Raw genomic sequence first — 26,378 nt, forward strand, 5'->3', positions numbered from 1 at the left:
CGAAAAAACTGTCGGCGATCGGCGACGTTTATTTCCCGATATCAGGGGTTATACACCACACTGTCCGCCGGGCTGCAATGCTTATTTTAAAGTAAAAAAAAAGCGACCCTATAGGCCGCTTTCTTAAAGTTGGGTGCCAGGCACCCAAACATTACATCGCTTTTCTGGTGAGCTCGATAACGCGCAGTTTTGCGATCGCTTTCGCCAGTTCAGCGGATGCCTGAGCATAGTCGACATCGCCATGAGAGCTGCGAATGTGTTCTTCAGCTTTACGCTTAGCTTCCAACGCTCTCGCTTCGTCGAGGTCAGTACCACGGATAGCAGTGTCCGCCAGCACGGTAACCACGCTCGGCTGCACCTCGAGGATGCCGCCGGACAGGTAGATGAACTCTTCTTCACCGTGCTGCTTAACAATACGCACCATGCCAGGCTTGATGGCAGTCAGCAGCGGCGCATGGCCAGGGAAGATCCCCAGTTCACCTTCGCTGCCTGTCACCTGGATCTTCTGCACCAGGCCGGAAAACATCTGTTTTTCCGCGCTGACTACATCCAGATGGTAAGTCATAGCCATATCACCCTCCTCTCAAGGCGTTACAGTTTCTTGGCTTTTTCCACTGCTTCTTCAATGGTGCCAACCATGTAGAACGCCTGCTCCGGCAGGTGGTCATAGTCGCCGTCCATAATGCCTTTGAAACCACGGATGGTGTCTTTCAGCGATACGAACTTGCCCGGAGAACCGGTGAAGACTTCTGCCACGAAGAACGGCTGAGACAGGAAGCGTTGGATCTTACGCGCGCGGGATACGACCAGTTTGTCTTCTTCAGACAGCTCGTCCATACCCAGGATCGCGATGATATCTTTCAGTTCCTGGTAGCGTTGCAGAATGGACTGCACGCCACGCGCTACGTCGTAGTGCTCCTGGCCAACAACCAGCGGATCCAGCTGACGGCTGGTGGAATCCAGCGGGTCAACGGCCGGGTAGATACCCAGAGAAGCGATGTTACGGCTCAGTACCACGGTTGCGTCCAAGTGCGCAAAGGTGGTGGCTGGTGACGGGTCAGTCAAGTCATCCGCAGGAACGTAAACGGCCTGTACGGAAGTGATGGAACCGGTCTTGGTCGAGGTGATACGTTCTTGCAGAACGCCCATCTCTTCCGCCAGCGTTGGCTGATAACCTACCGCGGAAGGCATACGGCCCAGAAGTGCGGACACTTCGGTACCGGCCAAGGTGTAACGGTAGATGTTGTCAACGAACAGCAGAACGTCACGGCCTTCGTCACGGAATTTCTCCGCCATGGTCAGACCGGTCAGCGCAACGCGCAGACGGTTACCTGGTGGCTCGTTCATCTGGCCGTAAACCAGGGATACTTTGTCCAGAACGTTGGAGTCGGTCATTTCGTGGTAGAAGTCGTTACCCTCACGAGTACGCTCGCCCACGCCCGCAAACACGGAATAACCGGAGTGCTCGATCGCGATGTTACGGATCAGCTCCATCATGTTTACGGTTTTACCCACGCCCGCACCGCCGAACAGACCGACTTTACCGCCCTTGGCGAATGGACAAATCAGGTCCATTACCTTGATACCGGTTTCCAGCAGTTCCTGGGAGCTGGACAGCTCTTCGTAGCTTGGCGCCGCGCGGTGAATCGCCCAACGCTCTTCTTCGCCGATGTCGCCTTTCATGTCGATCGGTTGACCCAATACGTTCATGATACGGCCCAGGGTAGCTTTACCCACCGGCACTTCAATCGGGTGGTCCAGGTTGTTCACTTTCAGACCGCGACGCAGACCGTCGGAGGTCCCCATTGCGATACAGCGAACCACGCCACCGCCCAGCTGTTGCTGAACTTCCAACACCAGTTTTTCGGTGCCGTTTTCTACCTCAAGGGCATCGTACACTTTTGGTACGGCATCCTGAGGGAACTCGACGTCCACCACGGCGCCGATTACCTGGATAATCTTTCCAGTAGCCATCTTGAATCCTCTACGTAATTCGTAAACCTAGCTTAAACCGCGGAGGCTCCCGAAACGATCTCGGTGAGTTCCTGAGTGATGCTGGCCTGACGCGCCTTGTTGTATACCAACTGCAGCTCTTTGATCAGGCTACCGCCGTTATCGGTTGCGGCTTTCATCGCGACCATTCGTGCGGCCTGCTCGCTGGCCAGGTTTTCCACGACGCCCTGATAAACCTGCGACTCCACATAGCGGCGCAGCAAGGTATCAAGCAGCACTTTTGGATCGGGTTCATACAGGTAATCCCAAGGCGTTTTCTTCAGCTCTTCGTCATCGGCTGGCGGTAACGGCAGCAGCTGAAGCACCTGTGGCTCTTGGGACATCGTATTAACAAATTTGTTGCTGACAATGTACAGCTTGTCCAAACGACCTTCGTCGTAGGCCTGCAGCATCACTTTCACCGGCCCGATCAGATCCGACAGGGAAGGTTTGTCCCCCATGCCGGTCACCTGGGCAACCACGTTGCCGCCCACGGAACCAAAGAAAGAGGCCGCTTTAGAGCCAATCAGCGCCAAATCGGTTTCGACGCCTTTTTCGGACCAGGCTTTCATCTCCGCCAGCAGCTTTTTGAACAGGTTGATGTTCAAGCCGCCGCAGAGACCACGGTCAGTAGACACCACCAGATACCCGACGCGCTTAACGTCACGCTCATCCAGGTACGGGTGCTTGTATTCCAGATTCCCTAACGCAAGGTGACCAATCACTTTGCGCATGGTCTCTGCATAAGGACGGCTGGCCGCCATGCGATCCTGCGATTTACGCATTTTGGAGGCGGCGACCATTTCCATCGCTTTAGTGATCTTTTGCGTGTTTTGCACGCTAGCGATCTTACTACGTATCTCTTTTGCGCCGGCCATCTCTGCTTCTCCTCAGTGCCAGACGGCCTGCTGTCTTTCAACAGCAGGACCGTTCGGCGTTACCAGGACTGGGTTTTCTTGAAGGTCTCGAGGATGTCTTTCAACTTGCCCTCGATCTCATCATTGAAGTTGCCAGTTTGGTTGATGTGGTTCAGCAGCTCGGCGTGCTCGCGGTCCGCATAGGCTACCAGCGCGGCTTCGAAGCTCACCACTTTGGCGACTTCGACGTCGTTCAGGTAACCGCGTTCTGCGGCAAACAGCACCAGAGACTGTTGTGCAACCGACATCGGCGCATACTGTTTCTGTTTCAGCAGCTCGGTCACTTTCTGACCGTGGCTCAGCTGTTTGCGAGTCGCGTCGTCCAGATCGGAGGCGAACTGGGAGAACGCAGCCAATTCACGATACTGCGCCAGCGCGGTACGGATACCACCGGACAGTTTCTTCATGATCTTGGTCTGCGCGGCGCCACCAACACGGGATACGGAGATACCCGGGTTAACTGCCGGACGAATACCGGAGTTGAACAGGTTGGACTCCAGGAAGATCTGACCATCGGTAATCGAGATTACGTTGGTCGGAACGAACGCGGAAACGTCACCCGCCTGGGTTTCAATGATCGGCAGAGCGGTCAGTGAACCGGTTTGGCCTTTAACTTCACCTTTGGTGAAGGCTTCAACGTATTCGGCGTTAACGCGCGCTGCACGCTCCAGCAAGCGGGAGTGCAGGTAGAATACGTCGCCTGGGTAAGCTTCACGACCTGGCGGACGACGAAGCAGCAGGGAAATCTGGCGGTAAGCAACGGCCTGTTTGGACAGGTCATCGTACACGATCAGCGCATCTTCACCGCGGTCACGGAAGTATTCGCCCATTGCGCAACCGGCGTATGGCGCCAGGTATTGCAGTGCAGCGGATTCGGAAGCGGTCGCCACCACCACGATGGTGTTGGCCAGTGCGCCGTGCTCTTCCAGTTTGCGCACCACGTTAGCGATGGTGGACGCTTTCTGGCCGATAGCCACGTAAACGCATTTGATGCCGGAGTCGCGTTGGTTGATGATCGCATCGATCGCCAGCGCGGTTTTACCGGTCTGACGGTCACCGATCACCAGCTCACGCTGGCCACGGCCGATTGGAATCATAGCGTCAACGGATTTGTAGCCAGTCTGAACCGGCTGATCAACGGACTGACGCTCGATAACGCCTGGCGCGATAGCTTCTACCGGAGAGAAGCCGTCGTTCTCAATCGGGCCTTTGCCGTCGATTGGTGCACCCAGGGTGTTAACTACGCGGCCCAGCAGACCACGACCGACTGGAACTTCCAGGATACGGCCGGTGCATTTAACCTTCATGCCTTCGGCCAGATCCGCGTACGGACCCATAACCACGGCACCTACGGAGTCGCGCTCCAGGTTCAATGCGATTGCGTAACGGTTGCCAGGCAGCGCGATCATTTCGCCCTGCATAACTTCGGCCAGGCCGTGTACGCGGATGATCCCGTCGCTGACGGAAACGATAGTACCTTCATTGTGAGCTTCGCTCACTACATTGAACTGAGCAATGCGCTGCTTGATCAGTTCGCTGATTTCGGTGGAATTCAGTTGCATGCTCCAGTCCCCTTAAGACTGCAAGACGTCTGTCAGGCGTTCAAGACGACCGCGAACGCTGCCATCAATCACCATATCGCCGGCGCGAACAACGATGCCGGCCAGTACAGACTTGTCAATTTTGCAATTCAGCTTAACTTTGCGTGACAGACGTTTTTCCATCGCAGCGGCGATTTTCGCCTGCTGTTCGTCGCTCAGCGCGCTCGCAGAGAGCACTTCGACTTCGACGGTGGATTCCAGCGAGGCGCGCAGTTCGATGAACTGCTGCAGCACGGCAGGAAGAACCAGTAAACGTCCATTTTCGGCCATTACACGGATAAAGTTCTGGCCATGTTCGTCGAGCCGATCGCCACAAACCGCGATGAACGTCTTGGACAGCGTTTCTGGCGCGACCGCGCCAGACAGCAGTTCAGAAATCTGTTCATTGCGAGTGACTTCAGCCGCAAACGCCAGCATGTCCTGCCAGCGCTCTACGCTTTGGTGCTCAACGGCAAAGTCAAAAGCTGCTTTGGCGTAGGGGCGAGCTACAGTTACAAATTCAGACATCAGCCCCTCCCTCCTTACAGTTCAGCGACCAGTTTATCAACGATGTCGCTGTTAGCAGCTTCATCCACGGAACGTTCGATGATCTTCTCGGCGCCGGCAATTGCCAGCATCGCGACTTGCTTACGCAACTCTTCACGAGCGCGCTTACGTTCGGCTTCGATCTCAGCCTGAGCCTGCGCCACGATTTTGTTACGTTCCTGCTCGGCTTCGGCTTTCGCTTCATCCATGATCTGAGCTTTGCGTTTGTTCGCTTGCTCGATGATCACCTGAGCTTCTGCTTTAGCAGTTTTCAGCTGGTCGGTCGCATTGGCTTGCGCTAAGTCCAGATCTTTTTTGGCACGCTCTGCAGAAGCGAGGCCGTCAGCGATTTCTTTCTGACGTTTCTCGATGGCAGCCATGATCGGCGGCCATACGTACTTCATGCAGAACCAGACAAACAGAACGAACGCGATGGCCTGGCCGAGGATTGTTGCGTTAAGATTCACAGCACAATGCCTCTTTAAAAGTTAATAGTTTGGTTACGTCGTAGAGGGTTACTCTACTTACGCGACGGCGAACATCACGTACAGACCCAGACCTACAGCGATCATCGGGATGGCGTCGACCAGACCCATAACGATAAAGAACTGTGTACGCAGCAGAGGAATCAGGTCAGGCTGACGAGCAGCGCCTTCCAAGAATTTACCACCCAGGATGCCGATACCGATCGCAGCACCGATTGCCGCTAAACCCATCATCACAGCGGCAGCCATGTACAGCAGATCCATACTCAGGTTTTCCATGACAGTCTCCAGTTTGTTTCAGTTTAAAAGTGCAAGTGTTTTAAGAAAATCAGTGCTCTTCAGACGCCATCGACAGATAGACGATCGTCAGAACCATGAAAATAAAGGCTTGAAGCGTAATGATCAGGATGTGGAAGATAGCCCAAGGCAAGCTCAGGACCCACTGTGACCACCACGGCAACAGGCCGGCAATCAGGATGAAGATCAACTCACCCGCATACATGTTGCCGAACAGTCGCAGACCCAGTGAAACAGGTTTGGACAGCAGGCTGACACCTTCAAGAATCAGGTTGATAGGAATGAATACAGGGTGGTTGAACGGCTGCATGGTCAACTCTTTAACGAACCCGCCAACGCCTTTCATTTTGATGCTATAGAACAGAATCAGGATAAACACGCCCAGCGCCATCGACAGCGTGACGTTCACGTCGGCGGTAGGCACGACGCGCAGCGCAGGCAAGCCGAGATGAGCCCCGATGAACGGCAGGAAGTCTACCGGAATCAGGTCCATCAGGTTCATCAGGAATACCCAGACAAACACGGTCAGCGCCAGCGGCGCAATCACTTTGCTCTTGCCGTGGTACATGTCGCGCACGCTGCTGTCGACGAAACCGACCACCAGCTCCACGGCGGTTTGCAGTTTACCCGGCACGCCGCTGGTGGCGTTTTTGGCCACTTTGCGGAAAATAACTAGGAACAGAACCCCGAGGACGACGGAGAAAAACATCGAGTCGAGGTTAATCGACCAAAACCCAGTCCCGACCTGAAGCTGCGTCAGGTGGTGACCGATATACTCCTGTGGACTGTTGTATCCCTCTGCAGACATGATGCCTCTACCCTTTATTTAGTTAATTTCGGTAACTGTTAATCACGGCCGGTGCCACTATCTGCACCACTAACACCGCTAAATAGGTCAGGCCAAGCGGTATAAACTCCGCCTTGAACACCCCCAGCGCCACGATCAGCAAAACGATGGTGATCACGACCTTTAGCCCCTCGCCGATGGCGAACGACCAGGCAACCCTACCGGGCGCCGGCGTTTGCGCCTGATGGCGCAAGGCAAACAGCATAAACATTGCACTCGGCAACCAGGCGGCGAGACCGCCTGCCAGCGCCGAAGCGCTCCATTCCGGGCTTTTCAGCCAGAAAGCAACGCTGATCAGAACAAAAGTCATTAACTGCAAAAACAGCAGTTTGCGTGCGACTTTCCCGCTGTAAAGGGACACAGACATGACGTTTGTTCTCTCCGTACCCCAGAGGGGGTATGCTGAGTGACGTATACAACTGTTTTTGCTGTCCTGAGTCAAGCAGCAAAAAACGAGCAAATTATACGGGGCATACCAACGAATTCAATCGATAAGTAGCGAAAAGGTGAACAATTATTTAAATTTCCCTATTCCAGCCTATTTTCACAAGAAAACGGTCGGAATAATAGGGCGCATTTAATTGTCTGATTATTCCAGCGTTGCGTTTAGAAACGCGAAGCCGATCACAGTAATGTCCCTTCCTGATTTATAGCCGATGGTCAACCAAACCGTCTTTAGCAATTTGAGCGATCAAAAGATTATATAAATCAAAACATTATCAGTTAACTGTTCAAAAACAATCCGTATACCCGATGAAAACCTTTTATTGACAAGCAGCGGGGCAATATTCCAACAGCCAATTAACATTAGCAGCAAACGCCAATCTTTCGCACATGATTGCTAACGTGACTATTTCCAAATGCAATTACTCTATTGTCGCTAATTAGCCGCGGTTTTTGTGTTAATAGGAAGTAAATTAACTAAAAAAAGCGACCAACTAATTAGCCTGCTTATCTTTCTTCCTGGTACAGCCTTTAATTCACGCTTGTTTGATCAAAAGCAAACTCAGTTTGCCTTAAGAATCACCAGATGGCGTTCGCCTTCCAGTTCAGGCACCTGCAGCCGCACGATAGACTCCAGGCTAACGCCTGCCGGCAGCTGCGTTAGCTCTTCATCCGGGCGCACGCCTTTCAACGCGTAAAAACGCCCCTGCCCTTTCGCCGGCAGGTGATGACACCAGGACAGCATATCCTGCAGCGAAGCGAACGCGCGGCTGATCACGCCATCGAACGGTGGCTCGGCCGGAAACTCCTCAACGCGGCTCTGCACCGGCTCGATATTGTTCAGGCCCAGCTCATGCTGCACCTGACGCAGGAAACGCACGCGCTTACCCAGGCTGTCGAGCAGCGTAAAATGCGCGTCCGGGCGCACGATCGCCAGCGGAATGCCCGGCAAGCCGGGGCCGGTGCCGACATCGATAAAACGCGCCCCCTGCAGATGCGGGTTGACCACGATGCTGTCGAGGATGTGGCGCACCAGCATTTGCTGCGGATCGCGCACCGACGTGAGGTTATAAGCTTTGTTCCACTTATCCAGCATGCCGACATAGCCCAGCAGCTGCTGTTTCTGCTGATCGGGCAGCTCAATGCCTGCTGCCGCGAGCAGCGAGTCTAATTTTTTTTGCACAACGGATCCTCTGGCAGGCGCTGAACGACCAGCGGATAGTTAGCTGGCGCAATGAGGCGACTATGATAATTCAGGGCGCAAGTGATGTCAGCGGCCGTTTGGCTACGGGATGAACAAACGGCCGCCTGGATGCGAGATTTATGCGCTGCGGCGCAGCAGTCCCTGCTTTTTCAGCCAGATCAGCAAAATCGAGATCGCCGCCGGCGTAATGCCGGAGATGCGCGAAGCCTGGCCGATGGAGTTCGGTTTGTGATCGTTCAGCTTGGCGATCACCTCGTTCGACAGCCCTGAAACCTGACGGTAATCGAGATCCAACGGCAGCACGGTATTCTCGTTGCGCTGCTGTTTTTCGATCTCTTCCTGCTGGCGAGCGATGTAGCCTTCGTATTTGACCTGGATCTCGACCTGTTCGGCAGCTTGTACGTCGTCCAGCGGCGGCGCGAAGACGTCGGTGCCGGTCAACTGCGCGTAATCCATCTCAGGGCGGCGTAGCAGCTCTTCGCCGTTCGCTTCGCGCGACAACGGCGCTTTCAGCAGCGCATTGACCTGTTCGACGTTCTCGGCGTGCGGGTGCATCCAGATGTCGCGCAGGCGCTGACGTTCGCGTTCGATTCGCTCCAGCTTCTCGCTGTAACGCGCCCAACGCACATCGTCCACCAGGCCCAGTTCACGGCCTTTTTCCGTCAGGCGGAGATCGGCGTTGTCTTCGCGCAGCATCAGACGATACTCGGCACGTGAGGTAAACATCCGGTACGGTTCTTTGGTGCCGAGGGTGCTGAGATCGTCCACCAGCACGCCCAGATAAGCCTGATCCCGACGTGGCGCCCAGCCTTCCTGTTCGTCGGCGAAGCGCCCGGCGTTCAAACCGGCCAGCAGGCCCTGCGCAGCGGCTTCTTCATACCCGGTAGTGCCGTTGATCTGGCCGGCGAAGAACAGCCCCTGAATGAATTTGCTTTCCAGCGTCGGCTTCAAATCGCGCGGATCGAAGAAATCGTACTCGATGGCGTAACCAGGGCGAATAATACGCGCGTTCTGCATGCCTTCCATCGAACGGACGATCTGCATCTGCACGTCGAACGGCAGGCTGGTGGAGATCCCGTTAGGGTAAATCTCGTTGCTGGTCAGGCCTTCCGGTTCGAGGAAGATCTGGTGCGCGTTGCGATCGGCAAAGCGCATGACCTTGTCTTCGATCGACGGGCAGTAACGTGGGCCGATCCCTTCGATGATCCCGGCATACATCGGGCTGCGATCGAGGTTATTGCGGATCACGTCATGGGTTTTTTCATTGGTATGGGTGATGTAGCACGCCATTTGTTCTGGGTGCTGGCTAGCATCGCCCAGGAACGAGAATACCGGCACCGGCGTATCGCCGTGTTGTGGCGCCAGTACGCTGAAATCGATAGTGCGGGCGTCGATGCGCGGCGGCGTACCGGTTTTCAAGCGGTTAACGCGCAGCGGCAGTTCTCGCAGGCGCTGCGACAGCGAGATTGAAGGAGGATCCCCGGCGCGGCCGCCGCTGTAATTCTCCAGGCCAATATGGATCTTACCGTCCAGGAAAGTGCCGACGGTCAATACCACCGCCTTGGCGCGGAATTTCAGGCCCATTTGGGTGACGGCGCCCACTACGCGATCGTTTTCGACGATCAGATCCTCAACGGGTTGTTGGAAGATCATCAGGTTGGGTTGGTTCTCCAACGCGGTACGGATCGCCTGGCGATACAGTACGCGATCCGCCTGAGCGCGCGTGGCGCGAACGGCTGGGCCTTTGCTGGCGTTTAGTATCCTAAACTGGATGCCGGCATGGTCGATCGCCGTGGCCATCAGGCCGCCGAGTGCATCAATTTCCTTAACCAGATGCCCTTTACCAATACCGCCAATCGCCGGGTTGCAGGACATCTGTCCCAGCGTATCGATATTGTGTGTCAATAATAAAGTCTGACGTCCCATGCGTGCCGCGGCCATGGCGGCCTCGGTCCCTGCATGGCCACCACCGATGATGATGACGTCAAATTGATCTGGATAAAACATGGAACTGCACCTCGCCGTATTGCGAACGATCGTTATTTGCCCTGGGGTGGGGGATTCTACTCAAGTTTAGACGATCGACCAAGTGGTCAGGATCGTCGGTAATTAAAAGAAGATCTTTTTTATTTAAAGATCTCTTTATTAGATCTCTTATTAGGATCGCGATCCTCTGTGGATAAGTGACTATTCACGATGAAGATCAGCAGATTAAGGAGGATCGTTTGCTGTGAATGATCGGTGATCCCGACGCAGATAAGCTGGGATCTAAAAGGCTTGTTATGCACAGGACAAAAAGCGCACTACGGTTGTTATTGGGATAACTACGGCTTTTACCCTGCTTTTAAGTATAGTTATCCACAATCGTTCGCACGATCTTTAGGCGAATTAGAGTAAATTAATCCAGTTTTTTACCCATTCCTCGGCCGGATCCTCGGGAATTTCATGTTCGGTCACGTCGATCTCGAGACGATCGCCGATCCTTTTCGCGCCTCTGGCGATCAACAGATCGTCGATCTGTTTGATCGCACCGCAGAAGGTGTCGTATTCCGAACTGCCCAAACCGACGGCGCCGAACTGCACCTCGGAAAGATCCGGCTGTTGTTCGGCGATCTGCTCCAGCAACGGCTGAAGGTTATCCGGCAGTTCGCCGGCGCCGTGCGTGGAAGAGACCACCAGCCAGCGACCGGTCAACGGCAGCTCATCCAGTTCAGGGCCGTGCAGCATCTCGGTAGAGAAACCCGCGTCTTCCAGCTTTTCAGCCAAATGTTCAGCCACGTATTCGGCGCTGCCAAGCGTACTGCCACTGATCAGAGTAATGTCTGCCATGAACCAACGATCCCAACCTTCTCACTCAAAGTGGCTGCATTGTACGCTGTGAATCGGCTGGGATCTACCTGTGGATAATGTGGGTATGCAATTTGGCGGGTTACGGCACAATGGTGCGCATAATGGGGTTCTGCAGCGAGATCAGCGTTTCGGTAGACTGGATCTCGTCGATGGTCTGGATCTTGTTGATAAGTACCTGTTGCAGCGCGTCGATCGATCGGCACATCACCTTGATAAAGACGCTGTAGTGGCCGGTGGTGTAATAGGCTTCCACCACTTCTTCCAGGCTTTCCAGCTTCTTCAGCGCCGAAGGATAGTCTTTGGCGCTCTTTAATATGATGCCGATAAAGCAGCACACGTCATAGCCCAGCTGTTTGGGGCTGACGTCGATGCGCGCGCCGGTGATGATCCCGGCCTGTTTCATCTTCTCTACCCGCACATGAATGGTGCCGGGGCTGACGGCGAAGTTTTTCGCCAGTTCGGCGTACGGTGTGCGCGCGTTGTCCATCAGTGCGTTGAGGATGCCGCGATCGAGATTATCGATCTGATAAATTTCCGCCATTTAATCCCCCATTAATTAACGATTGTTGAATTCTGTCCGGGTAAAAATGAACGATTAAAAGTGAAAAGGCAATATTGATTAGTGGATATTGAATTGGCGTATCATTTTGTTGCTTAATCGATGGCAACAGAGACAGGTTTACAAGAGATACGGCAATGAAAAAACAGTTTATCCAAAAACAACAACAAATCAGCCAGGTCAAATCCTTCTTCTCCCGCCAGCTGGAGCAACAGCTCGGTCTGATCGAAGTGCAGGCCCCGATCCTCAGCCGTTTGGGTGATGGCACGCAGGATAACCTCTCCGGCAGCGAGAAAGCGGTGCAGGTTAAGGTCAAAACCCTGCCGGACGCCACCTTCGAAGTGGTGCATTCACTGGCGAAATGGAAACGCAAAACCCTGGGTAGCTACGATTTCGGCGCTGGCGAAGGCCTGTACACCCATATGAAGGCGCTGCGCCCGGATGAAGATCGCCTGACGCCTATCCACTCGGTGTACGTCGATCAGTGGGATTGGGAGCGGGTGATGGGCGACGGTGAGCGCAGCCTGGACTACCTGAAAAGCACCGTGCGCAGCATTTACTCCGCCATCAAGGCTACAGAGGCGGAAGTCAGCCGCGAGCATGGTCTGACTCCGTTCCTGCCGGAACAGATCCACTTTGTGCACAGCGAAACCCTGCTGCAGCGCTACCCGGATCTGGACGCCAAAGGGCGCGAGCGGGCGATCGCCAAAGAGCTGGGCGCGGTATTCCTGATCGGCATCGGCGGCAAGCTGTCGCACGGCAAATCGCACGATGTGCGGGCGCCGGATTATGATGACTGGACCACGCCGGCGGCGGATGGCCTGGCGGGCCTGAACGGCGATATCGTGGTGTGGAACCCGGTGCTGCAGGACGCTTTCGAGCTGTCCTCTATGGGCATCCGCGTCGACGCCGCCGCGCTGAAACATCAGCTGGCGCTGACCGGTGACGAAGATCGCATGAAGCTGGAGTGGCACCAGTCGCTGTTGCGCGGCGATATGCCGCAGACCATCGGCGGCGGTATCGGCCAGTCGCGTTTGGTGATGCTGCTGTTGCAACTGTCGCATATCGGCCAGGTGCAGTGCGGCGTGTGGTCGCCGGAAGTGCGCGGGGCGGTCGAAGGCCTGCTCTAACCGCCTAGCGCCGCCAGCGGCGCATCAAACGGCTTTTCAGCCCGGTATCAAAGCGCCAGATATGATCGAAGATGCGCATGATGCCGGGTTTGCCGTAGGCGGACATCGCCACCGCATGGAAACGCTGCTGGTGGCTTTGCTGCTGCTGTTTCACCTTCTTTATTACCTCCTCCGGCAACCGCTGGGCGATAAAATCGGAAATGATCACCGCATCGGCGTCGAACCAGCCGCTTTCCGCCATTTTGGTGACGGTGGCGTTCAGGCAGGCCGCCAGATCGGTGCCGCCGCGAAACTGCTGGCCGAGAAAGCGCACCGCCTGTTCGATGCCGCTGGCGGCGGTGAGTTCGTAATGCACGATCTGGTTGGCGAACAGCATGATGTAGCAGCGGCGGTTGTCCGCCAGCGCAATGCGCAGCAGCGCCAGGCAGAACGCCTTGGCGCACTGTTCGTTGAAGCCGCCCATCGATCCTGAGGTGTCCACGCAGACGATAAACGGCCCGCGCGGCTGTTGATCCTGCTGCTGGTGGGTGACCTGGCGGATCAGGATCTGTTCCTGCCAAACGTCGCCCTGCAGCCGGTAGCTCAGCAGCCGCTTTTCCAGCAGGCGGCGATAAAACTCGAACTCCAGCTCTTCAATCCCCAACGTCGCCAGCTCCGGCGGCAGCAGGCGCAGGATGTCATCGCTTTGATGAATGCCGCTCACTTCTTCCGGCAGCGTGGCCGGCACCTGTACCATGACCCTGAACGGTTCGGGCTGCGCGTCTTGTTGCTGCACTGCCTTGGCCTGATAGCTGCGGCCCAGCTGCTGCGCCAACTTTTTCAGCTCCGGCTGCTGCTGCAAAAAGTTGCCGTACTCCACCAGCCGTTGGTAATCACCGCGCTGCAGCTGGCCTTTGCTCATGTCCCACAGCCTGCCGGCGGCGGTGTCGTTTTCCGACAGCAGCGGCTCCAGCGCGCCGCTCAGCGCCAGGCGCTCCTGCAGTTCCGCCATCAGTTGCTCGCGCTCTTGTTCCAGCAGCTGGTGGTGCAGCATGGTGGCCTGCAGCGTCAGGCTGATGCGCCAACGCTGCAGGAACAGGGTTTGAAAGCTGTCGTCCAGCGGATGGTTGGGCAGATCGGCGGCGTCCACCAGCGCGCGCGCCTGTTCATAAAACGGCGAGACCAGCTGGCGCAGCAGCTCCATCGTGTCGTTGAGGTTGTGATAGAACTGGGTGTTGTTCTCCAGCTGGCACTGTTGATAGCGGTAAAATTCCTGCGCCAGCGCCGGCGGCACCATGGCCTCCTGCAGACGCTCCTTGAGCTGCAGTTTCCAGCGTGGCAGATCGCGATCCAGCGCCCGGCGAATGGCCGGAAACTTTTTAAAGAATACCGACAGCTGCGGCGCCGCCAGCATGCCGACGATCATCTCCTCGATCATCTCGCCTTCGGTGATCGCCAGCAGCAGATCGAGCGTCTCCAGACTGAGCATGGTTACTGGCCGCGCATTTGCTGCAGTTGCTGTTTAACCTGCTCTGCCACCTGCAGCAGACTGGCTTCGATCTTGGCCAGGCCGGCGGCGGGGGTGAACAGACAGGGCTGATGCTGGCTGAAGGCGCGGCGCTGTTCCGCCAGGCGCTGGGCCAACGCGTCCATTTCATCCAGCAGCGCCTGCGGCGTGGCGGTGGCCTGTTTGCCCGGCAGCGCCAGCAGCGAAGGCTGGCGGCTGACGTCCAGCACCGTCAGGTGCAGTTGGTCGTCGACTTCCAAATCGATCGGCTGCGCGAAGCCGATGCCGTTGAGCTTGGCGCGCACGTCGCCGCCTTTTTGCAGCCAGTTATCCAGCACGCTGCTCTCGATGCTCAGATGGTTGACCTGAATGTCATGCAGCTGCAGCGGTTTTTGCAGCAGCAGAGTGAGAGTGCCGCCGGCGAACGGCGTGGCCGGCGCGTATTGCGGTTTGCGGCTGAACATGCCGCCCTTTTTCACCAGGCTGATGGCCTGCCGATCGCTTTGCTGTTGCTGATCCTGCAGCCAGCGGGTGTGGATTTGTTGCAGCTGGATCAGCATCGACTGCTGCTGATAGGCCGATTCGGTCAGCAGCTGATCGATCTGCTGTTGCAGCAGCTTCAACGAGGTGAGATCGTGCCACAGGCAGTCTTTCAGCAGCATCAGGTCGAGTGGGGCGATGGCGTCGCGCCCGCTGAAGAAGGCGCAGGCCTGCAGCAGGCGCAGGGCCTTTTTCCAGCGTCGGTCGGAGACGTACGGCGCCTGTTCCAGCGCGTCCAGCCGCTGGCGCAGCTGGAAAATCAGCTCAAAGCAGGCTTCCGGCAGCGCCACCTTGTCGATCTGCGGTTGCCACTGCAGAAACTCTTCGTCGCTGACGCTCAGCGCCGCCGGCACCGGGTTTTGGCTCTCATTCTGGCGGTTAACCAGCAGCGAGCGGAAATTCTGTTTATCCTGCACCTTGTCCAGCCACAGGCGGATCAGCATGCGGTCATATAAGGCTTCGAGGCTGTTGTCCGCTTCGGGCAGTTCGTTGGAGGCGGTGACCAGCAGGCGTAACGGGATCGGTTCTTCGCTGTTGCCGTTGCGAAAGCGCCGTTCGTTGATCGCCGTCAGCAGGGTGTTGAGGATCGCCGGGCCGGCCTTCCAGATTTCGTCCAGAAACACGATCTCCGCTTCCGGCAGGTAGCCGGCGGTCAGGCGCTGATAGCGCCCTTCATCTTTCAGCGCCTGAATAGAGAGCGGGCCGAAGACCTCTTCCGGCGTGGAAAATCGCGTCATCAGGTATTCAAAGGAGCGGGCGTTGCGGAAGGCAAACTTCAGCCGGCGCGCGATCAGGCTCTTGGCGATGCCGGGCGGGCCGAGCAGGAATACGCTTTCGCCGCTCAGCGCCGCGAGCAGGCACAGGCGGATCGCTTCTTGCCGCTCATAAAGACCGCTCTCCAGCGCGCTGCTGAGGCGGGAAATTCGTTCTGCCAGAAGGGATGATGGCGTCATATAATTGTCGCATTGTCCGAGAGTTAGCCAATCTTGGTCGATAATCCGATGATAAACCACCATTATTTTTAGTGGTATAGCTTATTGATTAGTAATATTTTTCTAAGTTGTGCCGGATATCCGGTTCACATTTTGTTTATTTTTCGGCTCTGATATAAGGGTAGGCAAGCCGTATAAATGGTGCATACTGTGCGGCTTTCTGGTGGGCGTGACGGATCTTTGAGCCCGTATTTTGCCTGATGCGGATGCATCGCTAACGGATGTTCTGATAAAGAAACGAATTATGAGCGCAGAGCATAAGCAGTCCTTATCGGCGGTAACCCTGGCGGCCATCGGCGTGGTCTACGGTGATATCGGCACCAGCCCTCTCTATACGCTGAGAGAGTGTTTCTCCGGCCATTACGGCTTCGATGTTCGTCCAGACGTGGTTTTCGGCTTCCTGTCGCTGATTTTCTGGATGCTGATCGTGATCGTTTCCCTCAAATATCTCACCTACGTGATGCGCGCGGACAACGCCGGTGAGGGCGGTATTCTGACGCTGATGTCGCTGGCCGGGCGCAACACCTCGGCGCGCACCACCGCGGTGCTGGTCATACTGGGCCTGATCGGCGGCAGCTTCTTTTATGGTGAGGTGGTGATCACCCCGGCTATCTCGGTGATGTCGGCGATCGAGGGGCTGGAAATCGCCGCGCCTGCGCTTGACGCCTATATCGTGCCGCTCTCCATTCTGGTGCTGACGCTGCTGTTCGCCATTCAAAAGCACGGTACCGGCAGCGTCGGCAAGCTGTTCGCTCCGGTGATGCTGCTGTGGTTCATCGTGTTGGCGGTGCTGGGCGCGCGCAGCATCATTTCGAATCCGGAAGTGCTGCAGGCGCTGAACCCCAAATGGGCGCTCAACTTCTTCATGGAATATAAGAAGGTGTCGTTCTTCGCGCTGGGGGCGGTGGTGCTGTCGATCACCGGCGTCGAGGCGCTGTATGCCGATATGGGGCACTTTGGCAAGTTCCCGATTCGCCTGGCCTGGTTCACCGTGGTGCTGCCTTCACTGGTGCTCAACTACTTCGGCCAGGGCGCGTTGCTGCTGAAAAACCCGGAGGCGATCAAAAACCCGTTCTTCCTGCTGGCCCCCGACTGGGCGCTGATCCCGCTGCTGATTCTGGCGACCCTGGCGACGGTTATCGCCTCGCAGGCGGTAATTTCCGGCGTCTTCTCGCTGACCCGCCAGGCGGTGCGTCTGGGCTATCTGTCGCCGATGCGTATCATTCACACCTCGGAAATGGAATCCGGCCAGATCTATATTCCGGTGATCAACTGGACGCTGTACATCTCGGTGGTGCTGGTGATCATCGGCTTTGAACACTCCAGCAATCTGGCGGCGGCGTACGGCATCGCCGTCACCGGCACCATGGTGCTGACCAGCATTCTGGTCACCTCGGTGGCGATCAATAACTGGCACTGGAATCGCTTCCTGGCGATCGGCATCGTGACCATCTTGCTGATCATCGACGTGCCGATGTTCTCCGCCAACGCCCTGAAGCTGTTCTCCGGCGGCTGGTTGCCGCTGACCTTGGCGCTGGTGATGTTCCTCATTATGACCACCTGGAAGAGCGAGCGCTTCCGCCTGCTGCGCCGCCTGCATGAACACGGCAACTCGCTGGAGGCGATGATTGCCTCGCTGGAGAAATCGCCGCCGGTGCGGGTGCCGGGTACCGCGGTGTTCATGTCGCGCGCCACCAACGTCATTCCTTTTGCGCTGTTGCACAACCTGAAGCACAACAAGGTGCTGCATGAGCGCGTGGTGCTGCTGACGCTGCGCACCGAGGATGCGCCTTACGTGCACAACGTGCGCCGGGTGACCATCGAACAGCTGTCGCCGACCTTCTGGCGGGTGGTCGCCAGCTACGGCTGGCGCGAAACGCCGAACGTCGAGGAGGTGTTCCACCGCTGCGGGTTGGAAGGGTTGCCGTGCCGCATGTCGGAGACCTCGTTCTTCATGTCCCATGAATCGCTGATCCTCACCAAGCGGCCGTGGTACCTCTACCTGCGCGGTAAACTGTTCGTCGCCCTGAGCCGCAATGCGCTGCGCGCGCCGGATCAGTTTGAGATCCCGCCGAACCGGGTCATCGAGCTCGGCACGCAGGTCGAGATCTAACCCGCCTGATAAGGGGCTCAGCATGGCTGAGCCCCTTTTGTTTGTGCATTGTCCAGGCGTGAACGAAACGTTTCGATAGCGATCACACTTCTGCATTGTCCCGGTTGCCTTCCCCTGCCGTTTTTTTAAACTCCCTCAGAGAGCGAAACGTTTCGCTAGCGGAGTGAGAAGATGAAAAAAGGCGTATTACTGAATTCCGACGTGTCTGCCGTGATTGCCCGGCTGGGGCATACCGACCAGCTCACCCTGTGCGACGCGGGCCTGCCGATACCGGCGGAAGCGCAGCGCATCGATCTGGCGCTGACGCAGGGCGTGCCGACCTTCATGCAGGTGTTCGCGGCGGTCACGCAAGAGATGCAGGTAGAAAGCGCCATCCTGGCGGAAGAGATCGTGAAACAGAATCCGTCGCTCCACGAGGCACTGTTGGCTGAACTGACCGCACTGGGCCAACGCCAGGGCAATACCATCAGCGTGCGCTATATCAGCCATCAGGCGTTTAAAGCGCAAACCGGGCACAGCCGGGCGGTGATCCGCAGCGGGGAGTGTTCGCCTTACGCGAACGTGATCCTGTGCGCCGGCGTAACTTTCTGAGGCGCGTATGCAACCTTTACTGCAACTGAAAGGGATTGATAAAGCCTTTCCCGGCGTGAAGGCGCTTTCCGGCGCTGCCCTCAGCGTCTATCCCGGCAAGGTGATGGCGTTGGTGGGAGAAAATGGCGCCGGGAAGTCCACCATGATGAAAGTGCTGACCGGCATCTACCAGAAAGACGCCGGCAGTCAGTATTTTCTCGGTAAAGAGGTGGCGTTCAACGGGCCTAAGGACTCGCAGGAAGCGGGCATCGGCATTATCCATCAGGAGCTGAACCTGATCCCGCAGCTAACGATTGCGGAAAACATCTTCCTCGGCCGCGAGTTCGTCAACCGTTTCGGCCGCATTGACTGGAAGCGCATGTATGCCGAGGCCGATCGCTTGTTGGCGCGGCTCAATTTGCGCTACAGCAGCCACCGGCTGGTGGGCGAGCTGTCGATCGGCGATCAGCAGATGGTGGAGATCGCCAAGGTGCTGAGCTTCGAATCGAAAGTGATCATCATGGACGAACCGACCGATGCGCTGACCGACACCGAAACTGCCTCGCTGTTCAAGGTGATCAACGAGCTGAAGGCCGAAGGGCGCGGCATCGTGTATATCTCGCACCGCCTGAAAGAGATTTTTGAAATCTGCGACGACGTGACCGTATTCCGCGACGGGCAGTTTATCGCCGAGCGGCCGGTGAGCGAGCTGCAGGAAGATTCGCTGATTGAGATGATGGTCGGCCGCAAGCTGGAAGAGCAGTACCCGCGCCTTGATTTGCCGCGCGGGGAAAAACGGCTGGACGTCAGCCACCTTTCTGGCCCCGGCGTTGAAGACGTCAGCTTTACGCTGTATCGCGGCGAGATCCTCGGCGTGGCCGGGCTGATGGGCGCCGGGCGCACCGAATTGATGAAAATCCTGTACGGCGCCGCCCCGCGCAAGGCCGGCTCCGTCAGCTTGGACGGCCGCGACGTGGTCACCCATTCGCCGCAGGACGGGTTGGCGAACGGCATCGTCTATATCTCGGAAGACCGTAAGCGCGACGGCCTGGTGCTGGGCATGTCGGTGAAGGAAAACATGTCGCTGACCGCGCTGCGCTATTTCAGCCGCGCCGACGGCAGCCTGAAACAGGCCGACGAGCGGCAGGCGGTGGGGGATTTCATCCGGCTGTTCAATATCAAAACGCCGTCGATGGAGCAGCCGATCGGTCTGCTTTCCGGCGGCAATCAGCAAAAAGTAGCGATTGCCCGCGGCCTGATGACCCGGCCGAAGGTACTGATCCTCGATGAGCCGACGCGCGGCGTCGACGTCGGCGCCAAAAAAGAGATCTATCAGTTAATCAACCAGTTCAAGCAGGAAGGGCTGAGCATCATTCTGGTGTCTTCGGAAATGCCGGAGGTGATGGGCATGAGCGATCGCATTCTGGTGATGCACGAAGGGCATCTCAGCGGCGAGTTCCCGATTGAACAGGCCACCCAGGAAGCGTTGATGGCGGCAGCCGTCGGCAAGCAATACGGCGTAAAGCAGGAGTAATCAGATATGAGTTCCCAGACTATCGCAGCTAAGCGCTGGTTCAGTAAAGAGTGGCTGTTAGAGCAGAAGTCGTTGATTGCGCTGCTGGTGCTGATCGCCGTGGTCTCTTCCATGAGCCCGAACTTCTTCACCCTGAACAACCTGTTCAATATTCTGCAGCAGACCTCGGTGAACGCCATCATGGCGGTGGGGATGACGCTGGTGATCCTCACCTCCGGCATCGATCTGTCGGTGGGATCGCTGCTGGCGCTGACCGGCGCGGTGGCGGCGTCGATCGTCGGCTTTGAGGTCAACGCGCTGGTGGCGGTGGCGGCGGCATTGGCGCTGGGCGCCGCGGTTGGTGCCTGCACCGGGGTGATCGTCGCCAAAGGCAAAGTGCAGGCCTTTATCGCCACGCTGGTAATGATGCTGCTGCTGCGCGGCGTCACCATGGTGTACACCAACGGCAGCCCGGTCAACACCGGTTTCACCGACGTGGCCGACACCTTCGGCTGGTTCGGCATCGGCCGCCCGCTGGGCGTGCCTACGCCGATCTGGATCATGGCGATCGTGTTCATCGCCGCCTGGTATATGCTGCACCATACGCGCCTGGGCCGCTATATTTATGCCCTGGGCGGCAACGAAGCGGCGACCCGCCTGTCCGGCATCAGCGTCGATAAAGTGAAGATTATCGTCTACTCGCTGTGCGGCCTGCTGGCAGCGCTGGCCGGGGTGATCGAAGTGGCGCGCCTGTCGTCGGCGCAGCCGACCGCCGGCACCGGCTATGAGCTGGACGCCATCGCCGCCGTGGTGCTGGGCGGCACCAGCCTGGCCGGCGGCAAGGGCCGCATCGTCGGCACGCTGATCGGGGCGCTGATCCTCGGCTTCCTGAACAACGGCCTGAATTTACTGGGTGTTTCTTCCTACTACCAAATGATCGTGAAGGCAGTGGTGATACTGCTGGCGGTTCTGGTAGATAACAAAAGCAACAAGTAACCTCCCCCTACAGGAATCACGATGATGAAAATGAAAAAACTGGCAACCTTAGCCTCCGCCATCGCGCTGAGCGCCACCCTGAGCGCCAATGCCATGGCCAAAGACACCATCGCGCTGGTGGTGTCCACCCTCAACAACCCGTTCTTCGTCTCGATGAAGGACGGTGCACAGCAAGAGGCCAACAAGCTGGGCTACAACCTGGTGGTGCTGGATTCCCAGAACAACCCGGCGAAAGAGCTGGCCAACGTGCAGGATCTGATGGTGCGCGCGCCCAAGCTGCTGCTGATCAACCCGACCGACTCCGACGCGGTAGGCAACGCCATCAAGATGGCCAACCAGGCGAAGATCCCGGTCATTACGCTGGACCGCGTGGCGAGCAAGGGTGACGTGGTGAGCCACATCGCTTCGGATAACCGCGTGGGTGGCAAAATGGCCGGCGACTTCATCGCCAAGAAAGTGGGCGCCGATGCCAAGGTGATTCAGCTGGAAGGCATCGCCGGCACTTCCGCCGCGCGTGAACGCGGTGAAGGCTTCAAACAGTCGCTGGATCAGAATAAATTCAAACTGTTGGCCAGCCAGCCGGCCGATTTCGATCGCACCAAGGGCCTGAACGTGATGCAGAACCTGCTGACCGCGCACCCGGATGTGCAGGCGGTGTTCGCCCAGAACGATGAAATGGCGCTGGGTGCGCTGCGCGCGCTGCAAACCGCCGGTAAAACCGACGTGATCGTGGTAGGCTTCGACGGCACCGCCGACGGCGTGAAAGCGGTCGAAGGCGGTAAGCTGGCGGCGACCGTGGCGCAGCGTCCCGATCAGATCGGCGTGATCGGTGTGGAAACCGCCGATAAAGTGCTGAAAGGCGAAAAAGTGCCGGCGACCATTCCGGTCGATTTGAAACTGGTCACTCAGTAAGTCATACCAGCGCCATCGGAACGGGGCGTTTACGATGGCGCGCAATTCAGGAATCAATGCGATGGAAACAGGTAAGCTGGTGGTTCTTGGCAGCATCAATGCCGACCATATCCTCAATATTGAACAGTTCCCCCACCCGGGCGAAACGGTGATCGGGAAACAGTATAAGGTGGCGTTTGGCGGCAAGGGCGCGAATCAGGCGGTGGCGGCCGGGCGCAGCGGGGCGGAGATCGCCTTTATCGCCTGCGTGGGCGCCGACGATATCGGCGAACGTGTCCGCCGGCAGCTGGCGAGCGATCGTATTGATACCCAACCGATTGAAGCCATCGCCGACAGCACCACCGGCGTGGCGCTGATCTTCGTCAACGCCGAAGGCGAGAACGTGATCGGCATCGATGCCGGCGCCAACGCCGCGGTGACGCCGGATTACCTGGCGCGCTACCAACAAAAAGTGATCGATGCCGACGCTTTGCTGATGCAGTTGGAGTCGCCGCTGGAGACGGTGATCGCCGCCGCCCGCCTGGCTAAACAGCATCACACGCAGGTGATCCTCAACCCGGCCCCGGCGCGTGAGCTGCCGGACGAGCTGCTGGGCATGATCGATATGATCACTCCGAATGAAACCGAAGCCCAGCGCCTGACCGGTATCGCCGTGGACAACGACGCCGATGCGGCGCGCGCGGCGCAGGCGCTGCACGACAAGGGCATCGCGACGGTGATCATCACCCTTGGCAGCCGCGGTGTGTGGCTGAGCGAAAACGGCAACGGCAAACTGGTGCCCGGCTTCAAGGTGCAAGCGGTGGATACCATCGCCGCCGGCGATACCTTTAACGGTGCGCTGGTGAGTGCCCTGTTGGAAGGCAAGATCATGGCCGACGCGGTGCGTTTCGCCCATGCGGCGGCGGCGATCGCCGTGACCCGCCCTGGCGCGCAGCCTTCGGTGCCGTGGCGTGAAGAGATCGACGCCTTCTTGCAGCAGCAGGGGTGATCCTTTGGCCACCATGAAAGATGTCGCCCGCCTGGCGGGCGTTTCAACCTCTACCGTTTCGCATGTGGTCAACAACAATCGCTTTGTCAGCGACAGCGTGCGCGACAAGGTCATGGCGGCCGTGGAACAGCTGAACTATGCGCCTTCCGCGCTGGCGCGCAGCCTGAAGCTCAACCAGACGCGCACCATCGGCATGCTGGTGACCGCCAGCAACAACCCGTTTTATGCCGAAGTGGTGCGCGGCGTGGAGCGCAGCTGCTATGAACGCGGCTACAGCCTGATCCTGTGCAACACCGAAGAAGACGCCGCGCGCATGAACCGCAGCATGGAGACGCTGCTGCAAAAGCGCGTCGACGGTTTGCTGCTGATGTGCACCGAAAACCACCGGCCATCGCAAGATGCCCTGAGCCGCTACCCGTCACTGCCGATCGTCATGATGGACTGGGCGCCGTTCGAGGGCGCCAACGACATTATTCAGGATAACTCGCTGCTGGGCGGCGAGATGGCGACCGATCATCTGATCGCCCGCGGCTACCGCAAGATCGCCTGCATCGCCGGCCCGCAGGATAAAACCACCGCCCGTCACCGACTGGAAGGCTATCGCAACGCGATGCGGCGCGCCGGATTGCCGGTTTCGCCAGGGTATGAAGTGCATTGCGACTTTGAGTTTGAGGGCGGCGTGAACGCCATGCGCCAACTGCTGGCGCTGGATGAGCCGCCGCATGCGGTGTTCGCCGGTAACGACGCGGTGGCGGTGGGCGTTTATCAGGCGCTATATCAGGCCGGGCTTTCCGTGCCGCAGGATATGGCGGTGATGGGCTACGATGACATTGAGTTGGCGCGTTATCTGGCGCCGCCGCTGAGCACCATTCATCAGCCGAAGGATTCGCTGGGCGAACTGGCGATCGATGCGCTGATCAATCGCCTGCAAAACCCGGAGCGCGCGCCCCAGGTGCTGGTGCTGACGCCCGAGCTGGTGGAACGCGCCTCGGTGGGCCGCCGTTAACTGGCCGCCTTCGCTTCTTTCTTGCTTTCCTGGCCGCTGATCAAATTGCGGCCATCCTTCCTTCTCAGCAACATAAACACCAGCGCCGACGCCACGGTGACGATCCCCATGGTGGTAAAGGTGTAATGGAAGTGGTCGATCATGGTGCCTAACGACAGGGATTCGTAAAAACGCAGCACCGCCGCGCTGATTGCCACGCCGAAGCTGATGGACAGCTGCTGGGTGACCGCCAGGACGCTGTTGCCGGCGCTGGCGTTGGCGTCGTTCAAATCCGCCAGGCTGATGGTGTTCATGGCGGTAAACTGGGTGGACATCGCCATGCCCAGCACGAACAGCGGCAGGATCATCAGCCACAGCGGCATGCCCGGACTTTGCAGGGCGAACTGGGCGATCAGTACCCCGATGATAACGGTGATGCCGACCAGCGTTTTACGGTAGCCGAACCAGCGCAGCACCTGAGTGACGGTGGATTTCGCCATCAGCGAACCGATGGCGGTCGGCGCCATCATGCAGCCGGCGACGATCGCCGTATAGCCGAACCCCACCTGCAGCATGAGCGGCATTAAAAACGGCACGCAGCCGGTGCCCAGCCTCGAGGCGACGTTGCCGGCGATACCGACCGAGAAGGTGCGGGTTTTGAACAGGTCTAGACCGATCAGCGGCTGAGGATGGCGGCGTGCGTGCGCGATATAGCCGAACAGCATCACGAAGCCGCTGAGCAGAATGCCCAGCGAAACGTAGCTCGCCAGCACCCGCTCGCCAAACAGCTCAAGCCCGGTAGAGATCAGCACCAGGCTCAGGCCGAACAGCATGAAGCCAAGGAAATCGAAGCGACGCTTGGGCGTGGTGAAGTCCGGCATGTACTTGCGCGCATAGAAGATGCCGAGCAGGCCGATAGGGATATTGATCAGGAAAATCCAGTGCCAGGTGGCGTAGGTGACCAGCCAGCCGCCCAGCAGCGGCCCGAGAATCGGCCCGACCAGGCCGGGCATGGTGACGAAGTTCAGCACTGGCAGCAGTTCGCTGCGCGGATAGGCGCGCAGCAGCGCCAATCGTGCGACCGGCATCATCATCGCGCCGCCGATGCCTTGCAGCACGCGAGAGGCGACCAGCACGCTCAACGTAGGGGACAGGGCGCACAGCAGCGAACCGAGGGTGAATAACGTCACGGCGAAGATGAACACGCGGCGGGTGCCGAAGCGGTCCGCCAGCCAGCCGCTGACCGGGATCAGCATCGCCACCGTCAGCGTGTAGCTGATGACGGCCGATTGCATCGCCAGCGGTGAACGCCCCAGGCTTTGGGCGATAGCCGGCAGCGCGGTGTTAAGGATAGTGGCGTCCAGCGCCTGCATAAAGAACGCCATTGCGGCGATCCACGGTAGCCCTGCCATACTGCGCGCGGATTGGGTCATGGTCGGTCCTGGTTAAATGGTCGTCTGTCCCTCGTCTCTTTCTTCTATATATAAGCGGGGAGCGTGTCTAGTCTTTCTCTTTCAGCAGCACCTGGCAGGCGACGAGCGCGCCGGCGCTGTCTCCGGCGAGTATTGCATCGACGATAGCCTGATGATGGCGCAGCTTGATCACTTCATTGCCGGTGATGGCACGGAAGTAGCTTTGGTACACCGAACTGAACAGGTTGGCGAACGAGGTCAGGAACGGGTTGCCGCTGGCCTCGTAGATGAGCTGGTGGAATTGGGTATCGACCTGGATCCAACGCTCGCGATCAAACTGGGTATGCAGCGCGCGCATTTCCGCCATCAGCTCCGCCAGCAGCTTGGTTTGCTGCGGGCTGGCGTGGTTTGCCGCCAACGCGCAGGCCTGCGGCTCCAGCGAAGTGCGCAAGATAAGGAAGTGTTGCATCACCTGATCGAAGTTTTCCCGTGTCATCCACCAGGTCAGTAAATCCTGGTCGAGAAAATTCCATTGGCTTTGCGGCATCACGCGGGTGCCGATGCGCGGGCGCGGCAACAACATGCCTTTGGCGGCTAACATCTTTACCGCTTCGCGTACTGCGGTGCGGCTGACGCCGAATTGCTCGCCCAGTTCCATTTCACCGGGCAGGATGCTGCCGGCCTGATAATCGCCCGCCAGAATTTGTTGGCCGAGTTTCTCTGCAAGCAGATAAGAAAGATTGCGTTGGGCGGCCTGTTGTTGTGCATTTAGCGGCATGGCTGCGGGTCCTTACTGACATCGTTATTTCTATTTTACTCCAGTGATCGCCAGCTTTTATGGCTGTTTGCCGGAAAAAGTGACATAAATTCGTCGCTTTTTCGCCCTTTTGTTGAAAAAAAGCGCGCTTGAAAAGTTTTTTGCAATTAGGGGTTGCGGCCCGCCGAGAACTCCCTATAATGCGCCTCCACTGACCGGGAACAACGACTGACAAGCCGCCGGGTCAGCGAGAGAAAAGCGAA

The 26,378-nt window shown here is 57.9% G+C and carries 25 protein-coding genes; 8 read left to right on the top strand and 17 right to left on the bottom strand.

Annotation, left to right across the window (positions count from 1 at the left end):
- Window positions 1-151: 151 nt before the first annotated feature.
- The 13 genes from ACJ8HT_RS18800 to asnC form a co-directional block, all read right to left on the bottom strand.
- On the bottom strand, window positions 152-571 hold the full coding sequence (locus ACJ8HT_RS18800; RefSeq protein ID WP_004933814.1) for a F0F1 ATP synthase subunit epsilon: 420 nt from the start codon (window positions 569-571) through the stop codon (window positions 152-154).
- A 20-nt stretch (window positions 572-591) separates the two neighbouring features.
- Window positions 592-1,974, bottom strand: a complete 1,383-nt coding sequence (gene atpD, locus ACJ8HT_RS18805; RefSeq protein ID WP_004933813.1) for a F0F1 ATP synthase subunit beta — start codon at window positions 1,972-1,974, stop codon at window positions 592-594.
- 32 nt (window positions 1,975-2,006) lie between these two features.
- On the bottom strand, window positions 2,007-2,870 hold the full coding sequence (atpG, locus tag ACJ8HT_RS18810) for a F0F1 ATP synthase subunit gamma (protein WP_004933811.1): 864 nt from the start codon (window positions 2,868-2,870) through the stop codon (window positions 2,007-2,009).
- 59 nt (window positions 2,871-2,929) lie between these two features.
- Window positions 2,930-4,471: a F0F1 ATP synthase subunit alpha gene (gene atpA, locus ACJ8HT_RS18815; RefSeq protein WP_004933808.1), complete on the bottom strand. Its 1,542-nt coding sequence runs from the start codon at window positions 4,469-4,471 to the stop codon at window positions 2,930-2,932.
- Between the two features lie 12 nt (window positions 4,472-4,483).
- On the bottom strand, window positions 4,484-5,017 hold the full coding sequence (gene atpH / locus ACJ8HT_RS18820) for a F0F1 ATP synthase subunit delta (protein ID WP_025160298.1): 534 nt from the start codon (window positions 5,015-5,017) through the stop codon (window positions 4,484-4,486).
- Window positions 5,018-5,031: 14 nt separating this feature from the next.
- Complete coding sequence (atpF, locus tag ACJ8HT_RS18825; RefSeq protein ID WP_004933804.1) at window positions 5,032-5,502, bottom strand: F0F1 ATP synthase subunit B; 471 nt, start codon at window positions 5,500-5,502, stop codon at window positions 5,032-5,034.
- 57 nt (window positions 5,503-5,559) lie between these two features.
- Window positions 5,560-5,799 carry a F0F1 ATP synthase subunit C gene (gene atpE, locus ACJ8HT_RS18830; protein ID WP_004093904.1) on the bottom strand — a complete coding sequence of 80 codons (240 nt, stop codon included), beginning with the start codon at window positions 5,797-5,799 and terminating at the stop codon, window positions 5,560-5,562.
- Window positions 5,800-5,848: 49 nt separating this feature from the next.
- Window positions 5,849-6,625: a F0F1 ATP synthase subunit A gene (gene atpB, locus ACJ8HT_RS18835; RefSeq protein ID WP_025304740.1), complete on the bottom strand. Its 777-nt coding sequence runs from the start codon at window positions 6,623-6,625 to the stop codon at window positions 5,849-5,851.
- 22 nt (window positions 6,626-6,647) lie between these two features.
- A complete protein-coding gene (gene atpI, locus ACJ8HT_RS18840; protein ID WP_025304739.1) occupies window positions 6,648-7,031 on the bottom strand; it encodes a F0F1 ATP synthase subunit I in 384 nt (127 codons plus the stop codon).
- A 639-nt stretch (window positions 7,032-7,670) separates the two neighbouring features.
- Complete coding sequence (gene rsmG / locus ACJ8HT_RS18845; RefSeq protein ID WP_197653175.1) at window positions 7,671-8,291, bottom strand: 16S rRNA (guanine(527)-N(7))-methyltransferase RsmG; 621 nt, start codon at window positions 8,289-8,291, stop codon at window positions 7,671-7,673.
- A gap of 138 nt (window positions 8,292-8,429) precedes the next feature.
- Window positions 8,430-10,319 (bottom strand): tRNA uridine-5-carboxymethylaminomethyl(34) synthesis enzyme MnmG, encoded by a 1,890-nt coding sequence (mnmG, locus tag ACJ8HT_RS18850; protein WP_060424381.1) that lies wholly within the window; start codon window positions 10,317-10,319, stop codon window positions 8,430-8,432.
- Window positions 10,320-10,700: 381 nt separating this feature from the next.
- Window positions 10,701-11,141 carry an FMN-binding protein MioC gene (gene mioC, locus ACJ8HT_RS18855; RefSeq protein ID WP_016929621.1) on the bottom strand — a complete coding sequence of 147 codons (441 nt, stop codon included), beginning with the start codon at window positions 11,139-11,141 and terminating at the stop codon, window positions 10,701-10,703.
- Between the two features lie 100 nt (window positions 11,142-11,241).
- Window positions 11,242-11,703: a transcriptional regulator AsnC gene (gene asnC, locus ACJ8HT_RS18860; RefSeq protein WP_004933786.1), complete on the bottom strand. Its 462-nt coding sequence runs from the start codon at window positions 11,701-11,703 to the stop codon at window positions 11,242-11,244.
- A gap of 155 nt (window positions 11,704-11,858) precedes the next feature.
- Here asnC and asnA point away from each other — a divergent pair, with 155 nt between their 5' ends.
- Entirely contained in the window at window positions 11,859-12,851 is a 993-nt protein-coding gene (gene asnA, locus ACJ8HT_RS18865; protein ID WP_197653176.1) for an aspartate--ammonia ligase, read from the top strand.
- A 4-nt stretch (window positions 12,852-12,855) separates the two neighbouring features.
- Here the strand turns inward: asnA and viaA are convergent, their stop codons facing one another.
- Together viaA and ravA are read right to left on the bottom strand one after the other, a co-directional pair.
- On the bottom strand, window positions 12,856-14,319 hold the full coding sequence (gene viaA / locus ACJ8HT_RS18870; protein ID WP_049200559.1) for an ATPase RavA stimulator ViaA: 1,464 nt from the start codon (window positions 14,317-14,319) through the stop codon (window positions 12,856-12,858).
- A 2-nt stretch (window positions 14,320-14,321) separates the two neighbouring features.
- Window positions 14,322-15,830 carry an ATPase RavA gene (ravA, locus tag ACJ8HT_RS18875; RefSeq protein WP_048232264.1) on the bottom strand — a complete coding sequence of 503 codons (1,509 nt, stop codon included), beginning with the start codon at window positions 15,828-15,830 and terminating at the stop codon, window positions 14,322-14,324.
- Between the two features lie 283 nt (window positions 15,831-16,113).
- On the opposite strand from ravA, the gene kup reads away from it, so the two are divergent.
- From kup to rbsR, 7 genes are all read left to right on the top strand, one after another.
- Window positions 16,114-17,982, top strand: coding sequence for a low affinity potassium transporter Kup (gene kup, locus ACJ8HT_RS18880; RefSeq protein WP_049200553.1), 1,869 nt, complete (start codon window positions 16,114-16,116; stop codon window positions 17,980-17,982).
- Between the two features lie 171 nt (window positions 17,983-18,153).
- Window positions 18,154-18,573 carry a D-ribose pyranase gene (gene rbsD / locus ACJ8HT_RS18885; RefSeq protein WP_194572971.1) on the top strand — a complete coding sequence of 140 codons (420 nt, stop codon included), beginning with the start codon at window positions 18,154-18,156 and terminating at the stop codon, window positions 18,571-18,573.
- A gap of 7 nt (window positions 18,574-18,580) precedes the next feature.
- Complete coding sequence (rbsA, locus tag ACJ8HT_RS18890) at window positions 18,581-20,086, top strand: ribose ABC transporter ATP-binding protein RbsA (protein WP_060441272.1); 1,506 nt, start codon at window positions 18,581-18,583, stop codon at window positions 20,084-20,086.
- A gap of 6 nt (window positions 20,087-20,092) precedes the next feature.
- Window positions 20,093-21,061: a ribose ABC transporter permease gene (gene rbsC / locus ACJ8HT_RS18895; protein WP_019455467.1), complete on the top strand. Its 969-nt coding sequence runs from the start codon at window positions 20,093-20,095 to the stop codon at window positions 21,059-21,061.
- A 24-nt stretch (window positions 21,062-21,085) separates the two neighbouring features.
- The gene (gene rbsB / locus ACJ8HT_RS18900) at window positions 21,086-21,973 is read left to right on the top strand and encodes a ribose ABC transporter substrate-binding protein RbsB (protein WP_025160300.1); all 888 of its coding nucleotides are present in this window, start codon (window positions 21,086-21,088) and stop codon (window positions 21,971-21,973) included.
- A gap of 61 nt (window positions 21,974-22,034) precedes the next feature.
- Entirely contained in the window at window positions 22,035-22,961 is a 927-nt protein-coding gene (gene rbsK, locus ACJ8HT_RS18905; RefSeq protein WP_197653177.1) for a ribokinase, read from the top strand.
- A gap of 4 nt (window positions 22,962-22,965) precedes the next feature.
- Entirely contained in the window at window positions 22,966-23,967 is a 1,002-nt protein-coding gene (gene rbsR, locus ACJ8HT_RS18910) for a ribose operon transcriptional repressor RbsR (RefSeq protein WP_141971870.1), read from the top strand.
- Here rbsR and mdtD read toward each other — a convergent pair.
- Window positions 23,964-25,379 (bottom strand): multidrug transporter subunit MdtD, encoded by a 1,416-nt coding sequence (mdtD, locus tag ACJ8HT_RS18915; RefSeq protein WP_197653178.1) that lies wholly within the window; start codon window positions 25,377-25,379, stop codon window positions 23,964-23,966. The genes rbsR and mdtD overlap by 4 nt on opposite strands.
- A 67-nt stretch (window positions 25,380-25,446) precedes the next feature.
- Complete coding sequence (locus ACJ8HT_RS18920) at window positions 25,447-26,136, bottom strand: FadR/GntR family transcriptional regulator (RefSeq protein ID WP_033636503.1); 690 nt, start codon at window positions 26,134-26,136, stop codon at window positions 25,447-25,449.
- Window positions 26,137-26,378: the final 242 nt, after the last annotated feature.

It is taken from the genome of Serratia sp. CY44782, assembly GCF_052168715.1.
Classification (GTDB): Bacteria; Pseudomonadota; Gammaproteobacteria; order Enterobacterales; family Enterobacteriaceae; genus Serratia; species Serratia nevei.

Excerpts from the sequence above, each read along its gene's own strand:
- ACJ8HT_RS18800 (WP_004933814.1), bottom strand. The coding sequence starts at position 571 with ATGGCTATGACTTACCATCTGGATGTAGTCAGCGCGGAAAAACAGATG.
- atpD (WP_004933813.1), bottom strand. The coding sequence starts at position 1,974 with ATGGCTACTGGAAAGATTATCCAGGTAATCGGCGCCGTGGTGGACGTC.
- atpG (WP_004933811.1), bottom strand. The coding sequence starts at position 2,870 with ATGGCCGGCGCAAAAGAGATACGTAGTAAGATCGCTAGCGTGCAAAAC.
- atpA (WP_004933808.1), bottom strand. The coding sequence starts at position 4,471 with ATGCAACTGAATTCCACCGAAATCAGCGAACTGATCAAGCAGCGCATT.
- atpH (WP_025160298.1), bottom strand. The coding sequence starts at position 5,017 with ATGTCTGAATTTGTAACTGTAGCTCGCCCCTACGCCAAAGCAGCTTTT.
- atpE (WP_004093904.1), bottom strand. The coding sequence starts at position 5,799 with ATGGAAAACCTGAGTATGGATCTGCTGTACATGGCTGCCGCTGTGATG.
- atpB (WP_025304740.1), bottom strand. The coding sequence starts at position 6,625 with ATGTCTGCAGAGGGATACAACAGTCCACAGGAGTATATCGGTCACCAC.
- atpI (WP_025304739.1), bottom strand. The coding sequence starts at position 7,031 with ATGTCTGTGTCCCTTTACAGCGGGAAAGTCGCACGCAAACTGCTGTTT.
- mnmG (WP_060424381.1), bottom strand. The coding sequence starts at position 10,319 with ATGTTTTATCCAGATCAATTTGACGTCATCATCATCGGTGGTGGCCAT.
- mioC (WP_016929621.1), bottom strand. The coding sequence starts at position 11,141 with ATGGCAGACATTACTCTGATCAGTGGCAGTACGCTTGGCAGCGCCGAA.
- asnC (WP_004933786.1), bottom strand. The coding sequence starts at position 11,703 with ATGGCGGAAATTTATCAGATCGATAATCTCGATCGCGGCATCCTCAAC.
- asnA (WP_197653176.1), top strand. The coding sequence starts at position 11,859 with ATGAAAAAACAGTTTATCCAAAAACAACAACAAATCAGCCAGGTCAAA.
- viaA (WP_049200559.1), bottom strand. The coding sequence starts at position 14,319 with ATGCTCAGTCTGGAGACGCTCGATCTGCTGCTGGCGATCACCGAAGGC.
- ravA (WP_048232264.1), bottom strand. The coding sequence starts at position 15,830 with ATGACGCCATCATCCCTTCTGGCAGAACGAATTTCCCGCCTCAGCAGC.
- kup (WP_049200553.1), top strand. The coding sequence starts at position 16,114 with ATGAGCGCAGAGCATAAGCAGTCCTTATCGGCGGTAACCCTGGCGGCC.
- rbsD (WP_194572971.1), top strand. The coding sequence starts at position 18,154 with ATGAAAAAAGGCGTATTACTGAATTCCGACGTGTCTGCCGTGATTGCC.
- rbsA (WP_060441272.1), top strand. The coding sequence starts at position 18,581 with ATGCAACCTTTACTGCAACTGAAAGGGATTGATAAAGCCTTTCCCGGC.
- rbsC (WP_019455467.1), top strand. The coding sequence starts at position 20,093 with ATGAGTTCCCAGACTATCGCAGCTAAGCGCTGGTTCAGTAAAGAGTGG.
- rbsB (WP_025160300.1), top strand. The coding sequence starts at position 21,086 with ATGAAAATGAAAAAACTGGCAACCTTAGCCTCCGCCATCGCGCTGAGC.
- rbsK (WP_197653177.1), top strand. The coding sequence starts at position 22,035 with ATGGAAACAGGTAAGCTGGTGGTTCTTGGCAGCATCAATGCCGACCAT.
- mdtD (WP_197653178.1), bottom strand. The coding sequence starts at position 25,379 with ATGACCCAATCCGCGCGCAGTATGGCAGGGCTACCGTGGATCGCCGCA.
- ACJ8HT_RS18920 (WP_033636503.1), bottom strand. The coding sequence starts at position 26,136 with ATGCCGCTAAATGCACAACAACAGGCCGCCCAACGCAATCTTTCTTAT.